This is a genomic window from Chroococcidiopsis cubana SAG 39.79 (assembly GCF_003991895.1).
In the GTDB taxonomy this organism is placed as follows: domain Bacteria; phylum Cyanobacteriota; class Cyanobacteriia; order Cyanobacteriales; family Chroococcidiopsidaceae; genus Chroococcidiopsis; species Chroococcidiopsis thermalis.
Genome location: NZ_RSCK01000010.1, coordinates 18,887 through 37,464, shown reverse-complemented (window position 1 = coordinate 37,464; position 18,578 = coordinate 18,887). Strand labels below are relative to the sequence as shown.

At 44.8% G+C, this 18,578-nt stretch carries 22 protein-coding genes and 1 riboswitch; of the genes, 10 read left to right on the top strand and 12 right to left on the bottom strand.

The genetic code is table 11. The features are described 5' to 3' along the window. The first annotated feature begins 283 nt into the window (after positions 1-283). A riboswitch (Glutamine riboswitch) is annotated at positions 284-373 on the top strand. A 62-nt stretch (positions 374-435) separates the two neighbouring features. Continuing rightward, positions 436-870, top strand: a complete 435-nt coding sequence (gene pirA / locus DSM107010_RS08965) for an arginine synthesis PII-interacting regulator PirA (protein WP_106167984.1) — start codon at positions 436-438, stop codon at positions 868-870. A gap of 61 nt (positions 871-931) precedes the next feature. Here pirA and DSM107010_RS08960 read toward each other — a convergent pair whose 3' ends face one another. The 3 genes from DSM107010_RS08960 to DSM107010_RS08950 form a co-directional block, all read right to left on the bottom strand. Then, positions 932-2,107, bottom strand: a complete 1,176-nt coding sequence (locus tag DSM107010_RS08960) for an LptF/LptG family permease (RefSeq protein WP_199755452.1) — start codon at positions 2,105-2,107, stop codon at positions 932-934. A 102-nt stretch (positions 2,108-2,209) separates the two neighbouring features. Further along, positions 2,210-2,938 (bottom strand): LPS export ABC transporter ATP-binding protein, encoded by a 729-nt coding sequence (lptB, locus tag DSM107010_RS08955; RefSeq protein ID WP_015155125.1) that lies wholly within the window; start codon positions 2,936-2,938, stop codon positions 2,210-2,212. Between the two features lie 143 nt (positions 2,939-3,081). Next, complete coding sequence (locus tag DSM107010_RS08950; protein ID WP_199755451.1) at positions 3,082-3,702, bottom strand: LptA/OstA family protein; 621 nt, start codon at positions 3,700-3,702, stop codon at positions 3,082-3,084. A 58-nt stretch (positions 3,703-3,760) separates the two neighbouring features. Between DSM107010_RS08950 and DSM107010_RS42130 the strand changes: the two genes are divergently transcribed. From DSM107010_RS42130 to DSM107010_RS08935, 4 genes are all read left to right on the top strand, one after another. Continuing rightward, positions 3,761-3,889: a hypothetical protein gene (locus DSM107010_RS42130; RefSeq protein ID WP_256498125.1), complete on the top strand. Its 129-nt coding sequence runs from the start codon at positions 3,761-3,763 to the stop codon at positions 3,887-3,889. 148 nt (positions 3,890-4,037) lie between these two features. Continuing rightward, complete coding sequence (locus tag DSM107010_RS08945; protein WP_106167981.1) at positions 4,038-5,459, top strand: aromatic ring-hydroxylating dioxygenase subunit alpha; 1,422 nt, start codon at positions 4,038-4,040, stop codon at positions 5,457-5,459. Positions 5,460-5,821: 362 nt separating this feature from the next. Beyond that, positions 5,822-6,013 carry a hypothetical protein gene (locus DSM107010_RS08940; protein ID WP_015155121.1) on the top strand — a complete coding sequence of 64 codons (192 nt, stop codon included), beginning with the start codon at positions 5,822-5,824 and terminating at the stop codon, positions 6,011-6,013. Between the two features lie 310 nt (positions 6,014-6,323). Continuing rightward, complete coding sequence (locus DSM107010_RS08935) at positions 6,324-8,366, top strand: di-heme oxidoredictase family protein (protein ID WP_106167982.1); 2,043 nt, start codon at positions 6,324-6,326, stop codon at positions 8,364-8,366. A 19-nt stretch (positions 8,367-8,385) separates the two neighbouring features. Here DSM107010_RS08935 and DSM107010_RS08930 read toward each other — a convergent pair whose 3' ends face one another. Both DSM107010_RS08930 and DSM107010_RS08925 read right to left on the bottom strand, forming a co-directional pair. Then, positions 8,386-8,868, bottom strand: a complete 483-nt coding sequence (locus tag DSM107010_RS08930; protein WP_106167983.1) for a transposase — start codon at positions 8,866-8,868, stop codon at positions 8,386-8,388. A gap of 258 nt (positions 8,869-9,126) precedes the next feature. Next, entirely contained in the window at positions 9,127-9,525 is a 399-nt protein-coding gene (locus tag DSM107010_RS08925) for a PPC domain-containing DNA-binding protein (RefSeq protein WP_127022793.1), read from the bottom strand. Positions 9,526-9,619: 94 nt separating this feature from the next. On the opposite strand from DSM107010_RS08925, the gene DSM107010_RS08920 reads away from it, so the two are divergent. Then, positions 9,620-10,312: a Crp/Fnr family transcriptional regulator gene (locus tag DSM107010_RS08920; protein ID WP_106169745.1), complete on the top strand. Its 693-nt coding sequence runs from the start codon at positions 9,620-9,622 to the stop codon at positions 10,310-10,312. Positions 10,313-10,349: 37 nt separating this feature from the next. Here the strand turns inward: DSM107010_RS08920 and DSM107010_RS08915 are convergent, their stop codons facing one another. Continuing rightward, positions 10,350-11,429 (bottom strand): substrate-binding domain-containing protein, encoded by a 1,080-nt coding sequence (locus DSM107010_RS08915; RefSeq protein WP_015155116.1) that lies wholly within the window; start codon positions 11,427-11,429, stop codon positions 10,350-10,352. 141 nt (positions 11,430-11,570) lie between these two features. Here DSM107010_RS08915 and DSM107010_RS08910 point away from each other — a divergent pair, with 141 nt between their 5' ends. Further along, positions 11,571-11,855 carry a hypothetical protein gene (locus DSM107010_RS08910; protein ID WP_127022790.1) on the top strand — a complete coding sequence of 95 codons (285 nt, stop codon included), beginning with the start codon at positions 11,571-11,573 and terminating at the stop codon, positions 11,853-11,855. A gap of 53 nt (positions 11,856-11,908) precedes the next feature. Here DSM107010_RS08910 and DSM107010_RS08905 read toward each other — a convergent pair whose 3' ends face one another. The 5 genes from DSM107010_RS08905 to DSM107010_RS08885 all read right to left on the bottom strand — a co-directional run bounded on the left by DSM107010_RS08905 (position 11,909) and on the right by DSM107010_RS08885 (position 14,546). Further along, positions 11,909-12,196 (bottom strand): hypothetical protein, encoded by a 288-nt coding sequence (locus DSM107010_RS08905; RefSeq protein WP_015155114.1) that lies wholly within the window; start codon positions 12,194-12,196, stop codon positions 11,909-11,911. 81 nt (positions 12,197-12,277) lie between these two features. Further along, positions 12,278-12,736 (bottom strand): 4a-hydroxytetrahydrobiopterin dehydratase, encoded by a 459-nt coding sequence (locus DSM107010_RS41150; protein WP_241994164.1) that lies wholly within the window; start codon positions 12,734-12,736, stop codon positions 12,278-12,280. Positions 12,737-12,951: 215 nt separating this feature from the next. Continuing rightward, positions 12,952-13,326 (bottom strand): VOC family protein, encoded by a 375-nt coding sequence (locus DSM107010_RS08895; RefSeq protein ID WP_015155112.1) that lies wholly within the window; start codon positions 13,324-13,326, stop codon positions 12,952-12,954. Positions 13,327-13,460: 134 nt separating this feature from the next. Then, positions 13,461-14,003 (bottom strand): VOC family protein, encoded by a 543-nt coding sequence (locus tag DSM107010_RS08890; protein ID WP_106169740.1) that lies wholly within the window; start codon positions 14,001-14,003, stop codon positions 13,461-13,463. 195 nt (positions 14,004-14,198) lie between these two features. Continuing rightward, positions 14,199-14,546, bottom strand: a complete 348-nt coding sequence (locus tag DSM107010_RS08885) for a hypothetical protein (RefSeq protein ID WP_015155110.1) — start codon at positions 14,544-14,546, stop codon at positions 14,199-14,201. Between DSM107010_RS08885 and DSM107010_RS38270 the strand changes: the two genes are divergently transcribed. Continuing rightward, a complete protein-coding gene (locus tag DSM107010_RS38270) occupies positions 14,545-14,712 on the top strand; it encodes a hypothetical protein (protein ID WP_158266000.1) in 168 nt (55 codons plus the stop codon). The two genes, DSM107010_RS08885 and DSM107010_RS38270, sit on opposite strands and share 2 nt — an antisense overlap. A gap of 258 nt (positions 14,713-14,970) precedes the next feature. Here the strand turns inward: DSM107010_RS38270 and DSM107010_RS08880 are convergent, their stop codons facing one another. After that, positions 14,971-15,351 carry a response regulator gene (locus DSM107010_RS08880; protein WP_015155109.1) on the bottom strand — a complete coding sequence of 127 codons (381 nt, stop codon included), beginning with the start codon at positions 15,349-15,351 and terminating at the stop codon, positions 14,971-14,973. A 220-nt stretch (positions 15,352-15,571) separates the two neighbouring features. Here DSM107010_RS08880 and DSM107010_RS08875 point away from each other — a divergent pair, with 220 nt between their 5' ends. Both DSM107010_RS08875 and DSM107010_RS38265 read left to right on the top strand, forming a co-directional pair. After that, entirely contained in the window at positions 15,572-18,079 is a 2,508-nt protein-coding gene (locus DSM107010_RS08875) for a single-stranded-DNA-specific exonuclease RecJ (protein ID WP_127022844.1), read from the top strand. Next, complete coding sequence (locus DSM107010_RS38265; protein ID WP_158631756.1) at positions 18,076-18,240, top strand: hypothetical protein; 165 nt, start codon at positions 18,076-18,078, stop codon at positions 18,238-18,240. Before DSM107010_RS08875 ends, DSM107010_RS38265 begins: the two co-directional genes overlap by 4 nt. Positions 18,241-18,578 lie beyond the last annotated feature (338 nt).

Below are 18,578 nucleotides of genomic sequence, written 5' to 3'. Positions count from 1 at the left end.
AGAAAAACTAAGTTAGAAGAAGCAAAACAGCAAAACAATGGATAATTTTTTGAAGTCCTGTCGATTCTTTTGTAATTACGTCGATAATCAAAAAGATAGGAATCTTAGGGTCAATCTTCACCGCTCGTCTCTGACTCCCACGGATATTTGAGCTGGGGCAGGCTAGCGCAAGCGATAAGAGTAAGGTGGGCATTGCCCACCTTACTAACAATGAAAATTCAATTAATTTTTATTAAAATTGCCGCTTTTTTTAGAAAACAGTAAAATATAATACAGAAACAAAATCGTTCATCTCTACAATTTTTTCAAATTCTGTCTTCTGGCAGATGTGATGTGGAGACGGAAGTAGGGAGCCATCCCGAAGGAACGCGCCTCATTCTAGTCAAACTACTAAAAAAATTTGACCTAAAAAATTTGAACTATAGAGGCGAAGCCATGAAACTCTCATATCGCGGTGTCAGTTACGAACAAAATTCACCCCAAATAGAAACTATGGCAGGCGCAGCTGGCGGAACGTATCGCGGTGCAACCTGGAACCATCAATATCTCAGACATATTCCCGTACCGCAGCCCAAAGTTGACTTGAAGTATCGCGGCGTTGCTTATTCCACTGGCGATCCAATCGATGTAGAAGTTGTGCGGTTGCGGCGAGAATACACGCAAGTCAATGGAGCAACTGCGAATACGACAGCGATCGCTACTAAACAAAAGCCAGCTAAGAGCGATCGCCAGCAGGTGTTGCAAGAACTACACAGCACCCATCTAGATCACTTGCGTCGTAACTTAGAACGACGGCTGCAAATAGCTAGAAAAAAAGGTGACAACCACCTGATTCAATTACTCGAAGCTGAATCGAGACAGCTAGCATAAGCTCATTTGTCTCGGTCATTGGTCATTTGTTGTGGTTAATGACCAATGACAAATAACAATATCATTTATCAGCACGGAATAAGAGAAAGCCAGCCGTGGCAAAACCAAAAATATTAGGTAACCATGCTGCTAACCACGGGGAGAGAACGCCAGATAAACCCAAAGCGTCACACATAAACAGCAGCATATAGTAACTGAAAATAATAATGACGCTAATTCCAAAACTGGTCGCTCGACCTTTACCCTTAGGATTGGTCCCTAGAGTTGCACCTACTAAGCCAAAGATAGTGCAAATAAATGGAAAAGCAATTTTTTCTTGAATCCGCAGGCTGTAACGGCGGATTTTTTGTTCGTTACCACTCATCATCGCGACTTGCAATTGTTCGCTGACTTGAGCAATATTCATTTCATCTGAGTCGCGGGTGTTAGCAGCAACATCTAAGGGGGTGCGCGGTAGTTGTAACTGTTGATGCTCAAACCGGACAATATTGCGATAGGAACTGTCAGGTGCAACTAGATAGATCGTGCCATTATAAAAATCCCACTTATTCTGTTTGGGGTTCCACTCGGCTGAATCTGACACCACAATTTGGTTGAGATCGCCACGGGAGCGATCGATAATTGTCAAACCCCTCATTCGTTGCCCGTCAAAGGCATCAGCATAGAATAGGCGAGTTAATCGCTTAACTTCTCTGCCATCTGCTAGCTCAATTTCCTGATATTCTGGATAGTAAATGTTTTGTTCTTGAAATTGGGGTTTTTCTTCCTTCAGGGCTCGACTTAGAGTCGTTGTAGCTCGATAGTTAGCAGCTGGGACGACTTGCTCGTTAAATAAAAAAGTCAAACCCATAACACAAGTACTCAGTACCAATGCGGGCAATACCAGCCGATAAATGCTGACTCCACAACTACGTAGAGCCGTTAGTTCGCTATCGCTAGACAGCCGACTGTAAGTCATTAAAGCTGCTAGGAGAGTGGACATAGGAAAAGCCAGCACGACAAAAGACGGTAGCTTTAAGAGAAATACGTCAAATGCGATCGAGATTGGGAGTCCCGATTCCACCACCCGCCGCACCAGCTCAAACACTGTACCAACTGCGACTAAAACTGAAGAGAAAGCTCCTACGCCAAATAAAAACGGTGGAATTAACTCAGCCGCAATGTAGCGATCCATCAGTGCTGGCTTGGGAACCAGCAATTGAAAGGCTTGGAAGCGTTTGTGTTTGGCAAATGTCATTGGAATGAAAACTAGGGAGTGGTTGAAGGTAATTGGTGATTGGTGACTGGTAATTGGTAGTTGGTAGTTGTTGGTTATCGCTCGCCACTACTCACTACTCACTTACAACTGAAAATTTTGACCGAGATAGTATTTTCGTACTAAGGGGTTGTGATAGAGTTCGTCCGCACTACCAGCAGCTAAAATTTCTCCCTCTCGCATGATATAGGCGCGATCCGTAATGGCTAGAGTTTCGCGGACGTTATGATCTGTGACTAGGATACCAATTTGGCGATCGCGTAGCTTTTGTACCATACCTTGAATTTCTGCGACTGCGATCGGGTCAACTCCAGCAAATGGCTCGTCCAAGAATAAAAACTTCGGTCCTTCTACTCCTGATGCTAAGGCTCTAGCTAATTCAGTTCTGCGCCTTTCTCCCCCAGAAACGCTAATTCCTTTCGTATGTGCGACTTTTTCTAATCGGAATTCTCGCAGAAGAGTGTGGAGTCGAGTTTGCCATTCCCGACGCGGTACTTGAGTTTGCTCCAGCACCAAAAGAAGATTATCTTGTACGCTGAGGTGACGAAATATACTGGGTTCCTGGGCTAAATAACCAAGACCTAACCGCGCTCTTTTGTGCATGGGTAAGCTGGTAATGTCTCGGTCATCCAACCAAACTACGCCGCGATCGGGTTTTTCTATCCCTGTAGCAATATAAAAAGTCGTTGTTTTTCCCGCACCATTGGGTCCGAGTAACCCGACAACTTCGCCCTGCGAGACAGAAATATCGACACGATTGACAACAGTGCGCTGCTTATAGGACTTGTAGATATTCTCTAGAGCAAATCTCATGGAGAGGAGGAGTGAGTAAAGAGCAGTTAAAAGTCAAAAGTTAAAAGTTAAAAGTCAAAAGTTAAAAGTCAGAACTAATTGACAACTTTGTAAAGACGTTACATGTAACGTCTCTACACTGATAACTGATAACTGACAACATATCATTTCGGAGCAGTTGGGGTGCTGGTGGTGGGTTTGGAGTTAAAGCGGGGAGTTGCGGGCGCTGGAGGTTTTGATGTAGGCGGTTTGGGTTTAAAATTGGGAGTTGCTGGCGCTGGAGCGGCAGTTTGAGGGTTGGTGTCGTTCACAATATAAGTAGATCTCACTTGTTGATTTGCCTTGGGTGTGGCAATAAAGCGACCTTGATCGATTAAATAAGTAATACTTTCTCCTTTAAGACTGTTACCCTGCTGCAACACATTAACGTTACCACTCAACACGATTTTGCGTTCTTTCTGATAGTATTGTGCTTGAGCTGCCGTAGCTTGAATTTGGCGAGCTGGATAAAATATTTGTACGTTACCGCGAGCTGTAAAGATGCCACTTTTGGAGTCAGCTTCCTGAATGTCAGAGTTAATTGTCAGAGATTGACTAGCATCCTGTGACGGTGGCGGAGTTTGGCTTTTGGCAATTGATGGGAGGAAAATGGAAGCGATCGCTAGCGTCACTGGTACGATCCAGCGCCAGCAAAAAGGAGGACGGCAAAAAGCAGGTACAGAAGGCATCATTAGTAGTGTGGGTAACACGGAGTTAAGCAGTGCATCACAGATGGTATCGCCCATCTGAATTTGCTGTATGTAGTGTAACAACCTCGGCGCGTGGAAGCTGAACTAGTAGCAAATGACAGCACGAAATTGGGAATGTGTCAATCTCGACGCACTCAACCAGCTGAAGGTTTCGCCACTCAAATATAACTGGTGGTTGGTAGTTGGTAGTTGGCGATTTCGGTTGCTAGTTGTTGGTTATTGAGAAGAAGCGAGAAAATAGAGATAGGTGAAGGCTCGCCATCGCTGGTTCACGATCTTACTGCTTCCGACTCCCTTTCTTCACTGACAACTTTGTAAAGACGTTACATGTAACGTCTTTACACTGATAACTGATAACTGACAACTGATTTATGGAAACAGTAGAGAGAAATATTACGGCGCATCTAGAACCCGAGCAAATGCTTGCAGGTGGAACTGACCCAGCATTCTTTGACTGCCAAGAAGTATGGTATCCCGTCCATTACGTGCAAGATTTGGATAAATCTAAGCCCACACCATTTACTCTATTGGGACAAGATATTGCGATCTGGTGGGAGCAGCAAGCTGAGTGCTGGCGCGTGTTTGAGGATAAATGCCCTCATCGCCTCGCGCCTCTGTCGCAAGGGAGAATAGCTGAGGATGGGTTGTTAGAATGCCCTTACCACGGATGGGCGTTTGCTGGTGCGGGAGACTGTCAGCGCATTCCCCAACAGGTAGCGGGTCAAGCAGCAGTGACTTCTCCGAGAGCCTGCGTGCGATCGCTTCCTACAATAGTTAAGCAAGGGCTGCTGTTTGTCTATCCCGGCAAAGCTGAGAATGCAACCAAGACTAAAGTTCCTGTTATTGAACCCTTGGAAGAATCCTTAGAGGGATGGGTTTGCATCGACACGTTTCGCGACTTACCCTATGATGCGCTAACACTAATGGAAAATGTCTTGGACGCTAGCCACGTTCCTTTTACTCATCACCGTTCTGTAGGGAATAGGGCGAATGCCAGTTCGGTAGAATTGGAGGTAGTCGAGTCTGGCAAGCACGGTTTTACAGGGGTGTGGCAGGAAGGACCTCGACGCGGAACTTTGGGACGGCAAGACACGACTTTTGTAGCTCCAGGGTTGATGTGGCACGACTTGACATCAAAGCAATTTGGACGAACCCTTACTGCTGTCTACGCTACTCCGATTCGCAAGGGTGAATGTCGGCTATTTGCCCGTTTTCCGTTTAAATTTGCTTCTAAATTGCCTGGTTGGATAATTAAGCTCACACCCCGCTGGTATTCTCATTTGGGGCAGAACTCTGTTTTGGAGGACGATCAAATTTTTCTGCATTACCAAGAGCGATATCTCGAAGCTAGTGGGGGGAGTGGTAATTTTACTAAAGCTTTTTATCTACCGACTCAGGCTGATGCTTTCGTGATTGAGTTGCGTCAGTGGGTTAATCAGTACAATGCTAATCCATTCCCAGGGGAAACTTTACCACCGGCGTTATCAACAGCACAGTTGTTAGATCGCGATCGCTCTCATACTTCTAAATGTGCTAGTTGTAGAGCAGCACTGGCAAATCTTCAACGCCTGCGGTTAGGACTCGCGATTGTTGCAGCAGTCATCGCAATTATCAATCCACCTCTGACTCTGTTTCTAGGAGAAAATGCCGCTACAGGTTCGCTTCTGTTTGCAACAGTGGCTTTAATTCTAGGTGCGGTTTGGCTGTGGTTAGGTAGGCTGGAAAAGCAATTTTATCAAGGTCGAGAAATTCCCCTGCGGAATTTACCTGAGAAAAAGCGATCTCGCCATTAAATAACGTTAAAAAAGAAAGAGGCATTGCATTGCAACGCCTCTATTCCCTGTTTTTTAACTCTTGTAGCTGTTTTTCACTCCACACAACATAAAAAATCGCCCCGCCCATTGCTCCTACAATCAATAAAAAAGTCAGCATTGCGATCGCTCCTTTGGCAATTTACGCACTTCGAGCCAAAATTAATCCTTAATTCATCAATCTACAGTCTTACGTTCTAAATTTATCCACAGGATTAATTGCAATTAGTATAGAGATAAATCTATACTTGGCTTGATGGTGGAATTTAAGCTAGTGGCGATCGCTGGTTCTGTCTTAGCGGTACTCTATACACAAGAGTGTTTATTCGCCCGCTCGATTGCTTGTGACCTCCACTCGCATTCACTTACTAGTTAGCGATCGCAGATTGATTCTGTTGGTGTTTTACTGCGAGGAACAACAAGTATGGCAATTTCGCGTGTTGCGGGGAACAGGTGTTTTTGGCGAGGGAAAAATTTACTACACGGCTGAGGCAGCAGAAAAAGCAGCTAGGGAATGGATTGCAGCCGATAGTTAAATAGTGCGGTTCAATTCTCGCCACATCTGTTTCGATAAATCGATAAATGTATAGGCAGCGGGAGTCAAGCCTGTGGCGATCGTTTATGGATAGGCTCCGTGAAAGTTCTAAGAATGCTATATGATGGAGCGAAATTTTATACTCTCAGTAATCTTTTTTCGCAAAACATTACAAATAATCGCTGCAATGCCAAATTTTGAACTTAAGTAACGGAAATTCCCAACTTTTTGTATTGTATTACTACCCATCATAAATATGTATTTTAAACTACAGAAAAATCTCAAGGAATGGGGTTTTCCTGGGGGTAAATATGCGTTGGCGGAAGCGATTTTCTCTGTTTGGCTTGTTGCTAGTAGTGAGTTTAACTGCGGTATTGCTATCGACAAACTTACTAGCTCCGAAGCTGACTCTTGCCACAGAAGCCCTGCTACAACCAGCCCCAACTCAACCACTTGGTTACTACGACTATTTTGGAAAATTACTCACCCCGCAAGCAGCCGAGAAACTCGTGCGCCAAAAGGGTTTAGATCCGAGCGCTCCTGGTGCTTTTGAACGAATTGGCGCTGTCCAGATTACCCAACAGTTGATAGAAGCTGGGGATGATATTTTCCTCAATCGCAAAGTTGGTGACACGCTGGGAATTCAAGGTGTCCTTGGTTTCGGTACGGGCTTAGCTCGGATTCAACCAGAGTTAATCGCAGCAATACGAAAATTAGGCGGGCGACCAACCACTAATTTACAACTTACCCTCCAGCAAGATTTAAAACTGGGCAGTCATTTCTATGCCAAAGGAAGCACGCTCGATACTGGTCTGGATGTCCTTTTGGGAGCTACTTTCCCGATTGGTTTAAAGCCTGATGGCAACTTTACTTGTGCGGTATGTCATGATGTTACGTCTCAACTCGGCGATCGCCTCAAGGGAGTACCTAATGGCGATCTCAACGTTCGCTTTTTGATTGCGCTTGCACCCAACTCCACAGCAGGCTTTGCTCGCTTAGATCTCGACCCGCTCGACCCTAAATATCAAGGCAACGGTAAGGCGATCGTTGATAGTCGCGGCAATTTAGTCACTTTACCCGATCCGCAAAAGTTTGAGGATGCTTTCGACGATACTTTATTAGACGTGCCTTTCGGTCACTTTGAGAGTTCTCCTGATGGCATCAACAACACCACTCAAATACCAAGCGTTTTCACTTTTAAGAGCGGTCCCTACTTTTTCGACGGGCAGTTTGCGATCGGTCCCTTTGCTGGATTAAGTGCTACTGGTAACGGCGTTCACTCATCTGAAGGTAATTTGCTAGCAGCAGCACAGCTCAGCACCGAGACTCTGGGCTTAGATCCTGAAGTTTATTTAGGTGTTGTCCTGCAAAATGCTGCCGATCCTCGCTTGCGTTTACCAGAAGGAGTACGGGTAAAACCTTCGGAATGGCTGCGCCAGGTGGCTCCCGACCCCAGACAAGCAGAACTAGAAGATCAGATTCCGGCTCCTGGTGCTGGTACGTATCCCAATTTGCGACCTAGCTTATTTACCTACAATGGAGCAATTTTCAGCCCTGACAGCTTTGTTCAAGACGATATTGCTAGCGGACCCTTCTTATTTGCCGACAATGCTATGGCTGCCTTTCAAAATAGCCTAGTACCACCTCCCAATCGAACCCAAGAGAACATCACGGCACTGAAAAACGGTTCCGTGCGGCGCGGCGCTCAAGTCTTTCAACGAGCTAATTGCGCGACTTGTCACGCGCCTCCTTTCTTTACAGACAACAAAATTCACCCTTTGAAACAATTAGGTAATAACTCAGCCCGTGCGCGATCGCGTCTTGCTTTGAAAGACGTGCTAGTACCACCCAAGATCTACACGCTTAACAATCCCGTTCCCATTCCTGCAAATGCCGAAGTGTTAGACGTACCAACAGAGGGGATTAGCGACAGTCCAACCACTCTACCAAAAGGTTTCTTACCAGATGGCGGTTACAAGACTCTTTCCTTGCGGGGAGTATATCTCAGCGCACCTTATCTGCATGATGGTGGAGTAGCAGTCAGAGCAGGCAGCTTGAAGATACAATCTAATGGCAGTTTTACGGTAGTCGATCGCACGGGTTTAGGTTTAACTGGAACTCTCAGCATCGGTCAATCTGCTGATAGTGCAAGTAGTTTGCGGGCTTTACTAGATCGTCAATTACGCAGTCAAGTTATTGCGGCTAATCAAGCTAACCCCGCTTTAGTACGCAGTAATTTAGATGGAACGGGACATGAATTTTATGTAGATAAAACTACAGGATTTACTCCGGCACAGCAAACCGATTTAATTAATTTCTTACTTGCATTGGATGACGATCCAGGTCGTTTTTAGTCTTGCAAATGCAGTCCAACTAGGGAAAAACAACTTTAGGATTAGGTGCATGACCTAAAAATAAATGTGCTGCCGATCGCAAGACAATTTCCGAATACAAAATCTTCTGAATAGTTAAACTCAGTGCGCGTTTGGCTGCGGCATTGTATGCGGCGATTTCTCCTTCTAGGGTGAAATCACTTCCAGTCAGATAGTGGTCGTAATCGTGCATTGCCAAGAAGATAAAGCCGTAGATCGGGTTGGGGTAAATAGAGCTATCGTAGCTATCAGCAGAAACCCAGAGATGACCTCGTTCAATATCGGCAAACATCTGTTTGGGATTGTCATAGCGCATATAGTCTGAAAATTGCAGATTCAGAGGCAGTTGTTGAAACTCACCCATCAGCCAATCGCACATCTGGGCGATCGCTTCATCTGAAATTTCAGCGGGGTTGCCTTCTAAGTAAAGTCTGGCGAGGGTTTCGACTTGAGACGCAATAGTGTTTTTTTGAGCGGCTACCATATCGTTCTCTGCTTGTACTCGTGCTATTCACATCCTGACAATTCCTAGCAAGAATTTCTTTAAGGTAGCTCATGTTTTAAAACACAACAGTACCTAGTGCGTTTAAAGAAATGTTTTTATTTCGCGCATCAGCCGTAGGCGAAGCGTAGCGTTAGACGCAAAGACGCAAAGAAGAGCGCAAAAGGTAGTTTATCTTTTTTATTCATGTGTCGTTGTTCAAAGGAAAGTTATCAAAAACTAATGATGAAAGTAGATTTCCTATTTATTAAAATCAATTTCTAATTCTAAATAACCCGTTTCTAGATCTGTGGTTCTAAGAAAACGAAATTCTTCACTCACACCAATAACTATTTCAGCAGTGGTGTAGATGATGCAACCATCAACTAAATGTCCACCAATTGTTTTGCCATTGCGATCGCTAATGGCAATATGTAAATGAACGCCTGTATTAGCAACCGTGCCATTAAGAGAAAGAATTTCAAATTTATCGTGTAATGTTGTAATTTCCTCGCGATCGGCAAAGCGAATCGCTGCTTGCTTCAAACTCCCAATTGCAGTTAAAATAAACTCTGCTTCGATATTCTGTGTCTGAACGAAGTCTTTTAAACTTTGTCTTAAATCTTGGCTGGGCTTGAGTCTGAGAGGAAGAATCTTCATTAATTATTAATTGTAAATTCGTTAGATGCCACCTATTATGGTAAGGTGGGCAATGCTCTGATAACTGAGAACTGAGAACTGATAACTGTTAGTTATGCAGGCAACAACTGAACAATTGCAGCAAATTTCAATTTTTTCAGGTTTGGAACCAGAACAACTGGCATATTTAAAACCACATACTTTAGTCAAAAACTATCTACGCGGAGAAATTATTTTACACGAGGGCGATCGCCTACCTGCGAAACTCTTTTCAGTTCTAAGTGGCACAATTCAGGTCAAGAAAACCGCTTCTACGGGGAAAGAAACCATTCTGCGAACCTTGTCAGCAGGAGAATTATTTGCCGCACCTTCCCTATTTGGTAATGGAATTTCACCTGCAACAGTGGTGAGCGATCGCGACTGCCAAATTCTCACCGTCGATCGCGCTGTACTCTTAGAAATGATTCGTCAAAATCCAGAAGTTGCCTTGCGGATTTTAGTTGTGATGAACGATCGCCTACAACATTTGCACAATACCGTTCATGGATTGGCATCAGAACGAGCGATCGTGCGGCTGGCACGGTTAATTCATACTTCTGTGGTGGAAGAAGGCACGGAGACAACGACAGCGGGTCTATGTTTGCGATCGCGTCTTCCCTATTATCAAATTGCCCGCAGCATCGGCATTACCTATGAAGAATGCGTGCGTTTGTTCAAACAGTTGCAACCAATTGTCAGCTATCATCGCGGTGGTCAAATCGTGCTGCGCGATCGCCATAAGCTAGAAGAGATTGCGGCAGGAGACTGAAGCCTCTCAGTTTCTCAGCTCCCTGCTCGTGCGCTCCCTACTCCCCGCTCCCTTTTACAGAAGATTGCCTGACGATGAGTTTTGTCTCTAAGATAAGAGTTGTTTTTTTATTGGGAATACCTAAGAGAATTTCCGCCGCGATCGCGCCTTTTTCGACTAAAGGTTGTTGTATAGTTGTCAACGAGGGTCGCACTTGAGCGGCAAGGGGAATACCATCAAAGCCAACGATTGCCACATCTTCGGGAACTTTTAACCCTAGATTTTCTGCTGCCCGTAATGCCCCCAGTGCTAACATGTCGCTCATAGCAAGAATTCCTGTCGGTCTGGGATGACGCTGCAATAAAGCGATCGCCGCAGCAAAAGCCCCCTCTACACCGTGGCTGTTGGGAGTCTCTTCGATTGGCACTAGAGTAGGATCGATACCTGCCGCTTGGATGGCATCAGCATAACCGCGCCAACGGTGCAATGCATTGCGAAAAATGGCGCTTTTGAGTCGTTGGGCATCAACTGGTCCTGCATAGGAGTCGTTGTGTAAATCCATCGCAATGATGCCTAAGTCCCTGCGATTGAGACTGAGTAAATGTAATGCTGCGGTACGAGCAGCTTGGCGATCGTCAATGCCAATGAATGGTATACCTTTTAGTACGGGTTGATCGACTGCTACTACTGGCATCTGTCGTTCCAAAACACGCACGATTGCCTCACTCTCATCGGGAATACAGTAAAGGATAAAGCCGTCTACTGCTGCTTGTTGAATCGTCTGCTGAGCAACATCGGAGTCTAAAGCTGGAACGATCAATAAACTAGCCTTTGCCTGCTCGCATACTTTCGATACTCCCTGTAAAAAGGCGATCGATACCGGATCGTTAAAAGCATAAGGTAGTGCTTCAGAAAATATCAAGCCGATTGCACCTGTTTGTCCTGTCCGCAGCATTCTTGCCATTGGGTTTGGACCCGCATAACCCATCTCCTTCGCCACCGCCAACACCTTCTGTTGAACTTCTGGAGAAAGTTGATCGGGTCGATTAAACGCATTTGATACCGTTGTACGAGATACCCCTGCTGCTCTAGCAACATCCAGTAGCGTGATGGATTTTCTAGCTTTACTCTGCTTCATGCCTTTAACATCTATCTTCCTCCAATTTTCCCTATAAATACGATTTTAGGGAACTTGATCGATTCAGAAAAATTGTTTAGCATGAAATGGAAACTGAATCGATTCAGTAAACAACAAACGTAACAAAGTGTGAGGAAGATTATGATGAGAACTTACGAACAATGGCGCAACTACAGAGAGCTGGAACTAATCAGAAGACATCCACCAGCCAAAGAGTTACTAGAAGTCCAAATACTGTCTTTGTTTCGAGACATTTGGGGTTCCTGGCAAAATTTGTGGTGTAGCAACAACGAGCCGCAGATTAGCGAGATAACAGATTCTACCGGACAGACGCGATGGAAAATCTACGAGCCAACTAGCGATCGCACCTTCCAACTCGAATCGCATCAGGAAGTTTTAACTTGGCTAGAACACCGGCATCAGTGACCAGTGACTAGTGGCTAGTGGCTAGTGGCTAGTGACCAGTGACCTGTTACCAGTTAATTGCGACTTTTGATTTCTGACTTTTGACTTTTGACTTGCGAGCGGGGTGGGGTTCTGTGGGAACCGAAATACTTTTCACTGCGATAACGCAGCCAAACTCTTAAAACTTGGGGAATTTGGTCTTTTTGCTCCGGCGTGAGAGTATTGTAGAGCGCTAAAGCGCGATCGCGTTCGCCACGACAAGCAGCATTATTATGAGCATCCCAGTAGCTTCTAGCAACGCGAATTCGCCGACAAACCTCTTTGATGAGTGCTGCTTCTGATAAAGGTTTTTCCTTAGTCATTGGTTATGAGTAGGTGGCTAGTGGCTGGCGGCTAGTGGCTTGAATCTTTTCGATCGCTAGCCACTAGTCACTCTTCACTACTCACTTAGATGGCGCGAGTTGGTTGGCTTTACGGGCAAGTTCTACATCTTTGGCTGTAATTCCGCCAGCATCGTGAGTCGTTAGATCGATCGTAACGCGATTGTAGACGTTAAACCACTCTGGATGATGACCCATTGATTCGGCAACTAGTGCCAGACTCGACATAAAACCAAAGGCTTCTACAAAAGACTTGAACTGATACTGACGGTGGAGTTTTCCTGCTTCTATACTCCAGCCGCTCAATTCTCCCAAAGCTTTTTTTAATTCTGCTTCAGATAGTTGAGAGTTACTCATAGCATACTCCTGAATCGCTGGCTGCATGGCAGAAATTGAACTACTAAAGCTAGGTTGACTGAATAGAGCGATCGCTGTCAACAACAAGCCTACAAAAAAGAGCGCGATCGCGAAGTGTGACGAATGCTGCGGCAACCATCTAAACAGAGATTTTTTGAAATTCATAAAAAAAACAGAAGTCGTGCGATCGTATTGGTATCGATCGCAAATTATGTCATAAAATTTTTTCTCTCAGCAGATGTACTCAAAATTCTTTCGCGAGCACCTCTATTGCATACTACTATTACAGCCTAGTTTTTTGCCTGATATAGCAACCTATTTGATTCATAAGCGTGGAGCAGGCTTCTAGCCTGCCGCAGATTAGAAGCCTACTTTACAAATCATTTAGAACTGCTATGTAATATAATCCGATTACCATCAGGATCGTATGCGTAAATTTCTCTGCCGTGGGAGGCTGTAACAATTTGCCCTGGTGGTGGACAGCCGATTTTAGTGAGATGGGCGATCGCTGCTTCTAGATCTTTTACTTCTAAACACAAACTCATGCTGCTTTGAGTTGAGTTCATAAATTCTGCTTGGTTTGATGCTTTAGGTTTAAATATGCCCAAACGCAAACCAGTCACCTGAAATTCTGCATAAATATTAGGAATTCGATCGAGCGGAGTTTGCTCTAGAAGTTGCTGATAAAAATTGACTAGCAATTCAAAATCTTGAGTTGCTAACGTGACTAATGAATTCGTGCAATTTAATACCATGTTTGTCCGTCTATCACTTCTAGCTCGTTTACGAACAACAGATATTTTGTAATACAGTGGGCAATGCCCACCCTAAACTTTCATTTCTAAACTTAAATTTCACTGTTTCTTTTTGCCCGTTGTCAGTTTCCTCTTTAATTACTATTTACTGTTGCAGGCATATGTGAAATATCTCTTGCAGGATCGCCTAAAGTGCGAACATTAGCAGCAAATTCAAGCAAAATTCCATCGGGGTCGAAGAAATAAAAGGATGAAATAAATGTATTTTCATCGAGTTCGTTAACAAAACCAGATGGAACATCTGCATGATGTAATACAGGTGTAGCTGTTACACCTTTAGCAGCTAACTTTTCTCTGTACTCTTCTAGTTTTTCTAGAGGTACGTTAAAAGCAAGATGATTCATCGAAGCATGGGCGGTTGTGAAATTACCATTTTGCAATCCTTCAGGATTAACTGATGCAATTCCAGGCGCAGCGGCTGGTGCTTGGGGAAACCAAAAAAATGCGATCGCGTCGCCGTTACCAACATCAAAGAAGAAATGCTGCCCACCATCAGGGAGGGCAATTGTTTTAATCAGTTTTAGCCCTAAAGTATTAGTATAAAAATCTACTGTACGCGCCATATCTTTGCAGACCAAGGCAATATGATTGATACCCTGCAATTGAAAATCTATCATGCTAAATACCTCTGAAAAAGAAAGGAGATCGGAGTTTATTTAGTGAAATCGTCTGCTAGTGAATTTATGTTCTCCAGCCTGCTGCCATAGTATCATCCCGATTGCTTAGATAACACATGATACGTTAACTGAGTGCAAAAAACGATCGCTACCCAGGCGATCGCATATTTATCGTACTAACCTTGTTGGCTAAACTTATTCCTCTAGATAACTAGAGCTATCCCAAAAAATCTGCTCTAGAATAAACTTGATTGCTTCCAAATATAGAGCGTTTTGATAGGATTCTTCATATTTCTCAAACAACTCTTTAATAGTAAAAACTCGTCGTTTAGCTGGTTTCGATTGCTGCTGAAGATGATTTCGAGGTGCTACAGTTTTTACTTGCTGCTTAATTAAAGTAACTTGAACGGGCAATTGCCCTTCCGCTTGTTGAAGCGATCTTTGTCTTCCTATCCTGACTCTCTTGCTTTTGTTTTTAGGAGGAAACAACAAATATCCAGCTACGAATTTAGTAGAAAGCAGTTGAGAGTGTTTGAATTTCATGATGTATTCCAATTATGCTTCGCTTCAAGTAGGAGTATCTAGTCTGGCAAGATGGAAGCTAGCTGAGGCAGTCTCGATCTCTCGCTCCAGCTCTACCATGCTCGGTAAGCGGGTAGGGAAGGCAAGGGAGAAGAAAGAAGCGGTCTTAACAATCGGAAGAAAATAGAAGATTCTGCCTTGCTCAAGTCGGGAAAGAGTCAACTCGTGACCGACAATTTGAAATTAGGATATTAATGTGAATAATTTGTGAACTGTTGACGGTTGATGGTTTTTTGGTTGTTGCCCCTCTGCTCCTAGCCTCCTCTGCTACCTTCCCCCGATTCTGGTACGGGCAGGTTTTGAGGGGAGATTGCTTTAGTTGTAAATCTTTGGCTAAACCCGCCCCTACAATTCCCAACTCTCGACTCCCGACTCCCATCTTTCCTTATTCACTCCATTGCAGGATATCGCAGATTTGTGCTACCAATTCCTGGGCTTTGAAAGGTTTGGCGATCGTACCCGCTACGCCTAAATCAAGTAATTGCTGTTGTTCGCTGGTTCTGACTTTGGCAGTGAGAAAGATTGTGGGAATATGACAAGTAGTAGTATTTGCCTGTAGTTGCTGAAATGTTGCGGGTCCATCTAAGTCTGGCATCATCACATCTAGTAGAATCGCATCAGGTTGTTGAGCTTGAGCTATGTCTATGCCTTCACTACCAGAAGCTGCTGGCAAAACCTCCCACCCTGCTACTGCTTCGAGACTGAATTGGATAATTTCTCTGACACCATCTTCATCATCAATAACGAGTACGCGCTTAGTAGTCATGTCGCTACACTTCAAATAGTCATAAAGCGATTATGCCTGCGATCGCAAATGGAATTGGTAATTGGTAGTTGGTAGTTGGTGAGTGGCTGGTGGTTGGTGGCTGGTGGCTGGTGGCTGGAATTACTTCCTTGTCCCCCTTCGCCCCCTAATCCCCACTCCCTTCGGTCGCGGGGAAGAGCGAGTTCCCCCTTGTCCCCCTTGTCCCCCTTGTCCCTTCCCTATGAACGTCTCCCAGCCACAATGGATCGTCCCAACAGAACAGCCCCCAGAGTGGTTCGTGCAAGCAGTTAGGGAATATGCCCCTAGCGCAGGATTTGCGGCACAACTGTTATGGCAAAGGGGAGTTCAAGCGCGAGAGGAGTTACCTGGATATCTCAATCCTCGCTGCTATCAACCTGCTAGCCCATTTGAATTTGGGCAAGAAATGCACTTAGCAGTAGAAAGATTGCAAATTGCTCGCGATCGCCAAGAAAAAGTGGCAATTTGGGGTGATTTTGATGCTGATGGTATCACTTCTACAGCGGTTTTATGGGATGGATTGGGACAATTTTTCTGTCAACATACCCAACTTTCCTATTACATCCCCAACCGCCTTACCGAGTCGCACGGGTTGAACTGCCCTGGAATCGATCTGCTTGCCCGCGATAACTGTAAGTTAATCGTGACTTGCGACACTGGTAGCACGAATGTTGCAGAAATTCTCTATGCGAAATCTTTGGGCGTTGATGCGATTGTCACCGATCACCACACTTTACCCGCAGAACGTCCACCTGTGACTGCAATAATTAATCCGCGTTACTTTCCTTCAGAGCATCAATTCTTTCATCTATCTGGGGTTGCAGTTGCCTACAAACTTGTCGAAGCTTTATATCAATTTTTACCAAATGTACCGCGACAACCATTAGAAGATTTACTCGATCTCGTCGCTATTGGGTTAATTTCCGATTTAGTACAACTGAGTGGAGATTGCCGTTATTTAGCTCAATTGGGTATTGAACGGATGCAACAGGATTATAAACAACCAGTTCAACAGCGACGGCGACCAGGAGTAGGGCGATTATTAGAAATGTGTCAGAAAAGTGGCGATCGCCCCACAGATATTTCTTTCGGCTTGGGTCCCCGCATCAACGCCGTGAGCCGAATTCAAGGTGACGCAAGCTTTTGCGTTCAATTACTGACCAGCGACGATCTCAACTTAGTCGAGCGCCTTGCCCAAGAAACCGAATTGGCAAACACTCGTCGCAAGTCTTTACAAAAAGAAGTTTCCCAGCAAGTTGCCCAAAAACTCAAGTCAGAAATCGATCTCTCCACCACTAGCGTTATCGTTCTCGTAGATTCCCAATGGTCGCCTGGAGTCTTAGGACTCGTCGCCGGACAAATTGCTCAAGAAACGGGTCGTCCTACGATTTTGTTGAGTACGGAAGGGGAACAAAGGGACAAGGAGGACAAGGTAGACAAGGGCGACAAGGGGGATAAGAGAGCTGAGGAAGCTGAGGGAGCAATTCTAGCCACTAGTCACCAGCCACTAGCCACTCTCCCAACTCCCGCACTTGCTCGCGGTTCAGCTCGGTCTGTCGGTAATATCGATTTGTACCAGTTAGTGAAAGATCAAGCGCATTTACTGCATAGGTTTGGCGGACATCCTTTTGCGGCTGGATTAAGCATACCCGTTGAGAATATACCGCTATTTACCGCAGCGATTAACCAAAAACTCCGACAGCAGGGAAGCGCGATCGCCGTGCCATCCGTACAAGCAGATCTGGTGGTGACAGTAGCCGATTTAGGGAGAGATTTGTTTTTAGAACTGAAACTACTCGAACCTTGCGGTATGGGTAATCCCGTGCCAAAACTGCTGATCCAAAATTGCTGGTTTGAAAATGCTTGGCATCGCAATCAGCAAGATTGGCGGGGAAACAAAGTGCAATATATCAAAACAGATTTTAATTTGCGGGATGACTCGACTAAAACTAGTTTTCCTGGCGTGTGGTGGGGACATTATAAAGACGAGATCCCGACTGGACGCTGTGACTGTATTGTAGAACTCGACTACAACTCGTTCAAAAATAAACAACGTTACGAAGTCCGCCTCATTGCCGTCCGTACTTCCGACTCTTTATCTCTCACTCCTCACTCCGGACTTCGTCCCGCTTCGCTAACGCCCCTCACTCCTCAAATTCTCGACTGCCGTGGTATGGCGATCGCCCCAGTTGACGATACATTCACAGGCGATCCATCCTCGCTTGTCGTGCGTACCTGTCCCACTTGTTGGGACGAGTTACGTGTCTGGATGCGGCGATCGCAGTTTGAAAATAAGTCTTTAGTTTTGGCATGGACTACACCCGAACCAGTCTCACCACCACAAGTCTGGCAACAGTTAGTCGGAATTGCTAAATACCTTTGCCGTACCGGACAAACGGTGACTCGCGTGCAACTCAGTCAAAAGCTTGGAATTAGCGATCGCCTTTTAGGATTAGGATTTACTGCTCTTTCCTACTTGGGCTTTTATGTTAGCTTTCAAGACCGCTATTTTCATATTTCTCAAGAAGTACCGTGGCACGTTGCCGCATCTACAAATCTCTATGCTACCGATGCCGCTTACATGCAAGCAATAGACAAATTTGCCCAAGCTGTCCGAGAAGAACAATTCCAACGCCAGTATTTTTCTACGGTTCCTCTCTCTACCATTCAAGCCCATGCCGCTCAATTAGGAGTGAGGAGTGAGGAGTGAGGGGTGAGGAGGACAAGGGGGACAAGGAAGCAGAGGAGCAGGGGAGAAGAGAGCTGAGGGAGCGATCGGGAGCTGAGGAAGCTGAGGGAGCAAGACAACCAATTACCAACTACCAATTCCTAATTCCCAATTCCCAATTCCCTTTCTTCACTAATAACTAAATAACTGAAAATTGATTTAATAAATATGTGAAAAACTTTACTAAAATACATTAATCGCTCGTCAAAAATGAAATAGATATAATTGACCAATAGTTGCTAATCTTACAAATAGCAGTGCAAATCTAGACAAAATCTAAACTTTATATTTCTTCGGACAATAGGTAAACTGTCACAGAGTGTTTGTGACGAACCTAATCTGTCTGAGTATGTTGGGAATAATGGCTTGAACAAAGAGATAAAAGGGCGATCGCAATTGCGATTTCGCTGCCATCACACGCTATCTGGGTGTATATTCAAAAGAAATCTACTCTGTCTCAACCCGTTGGGTAATGAGCAAT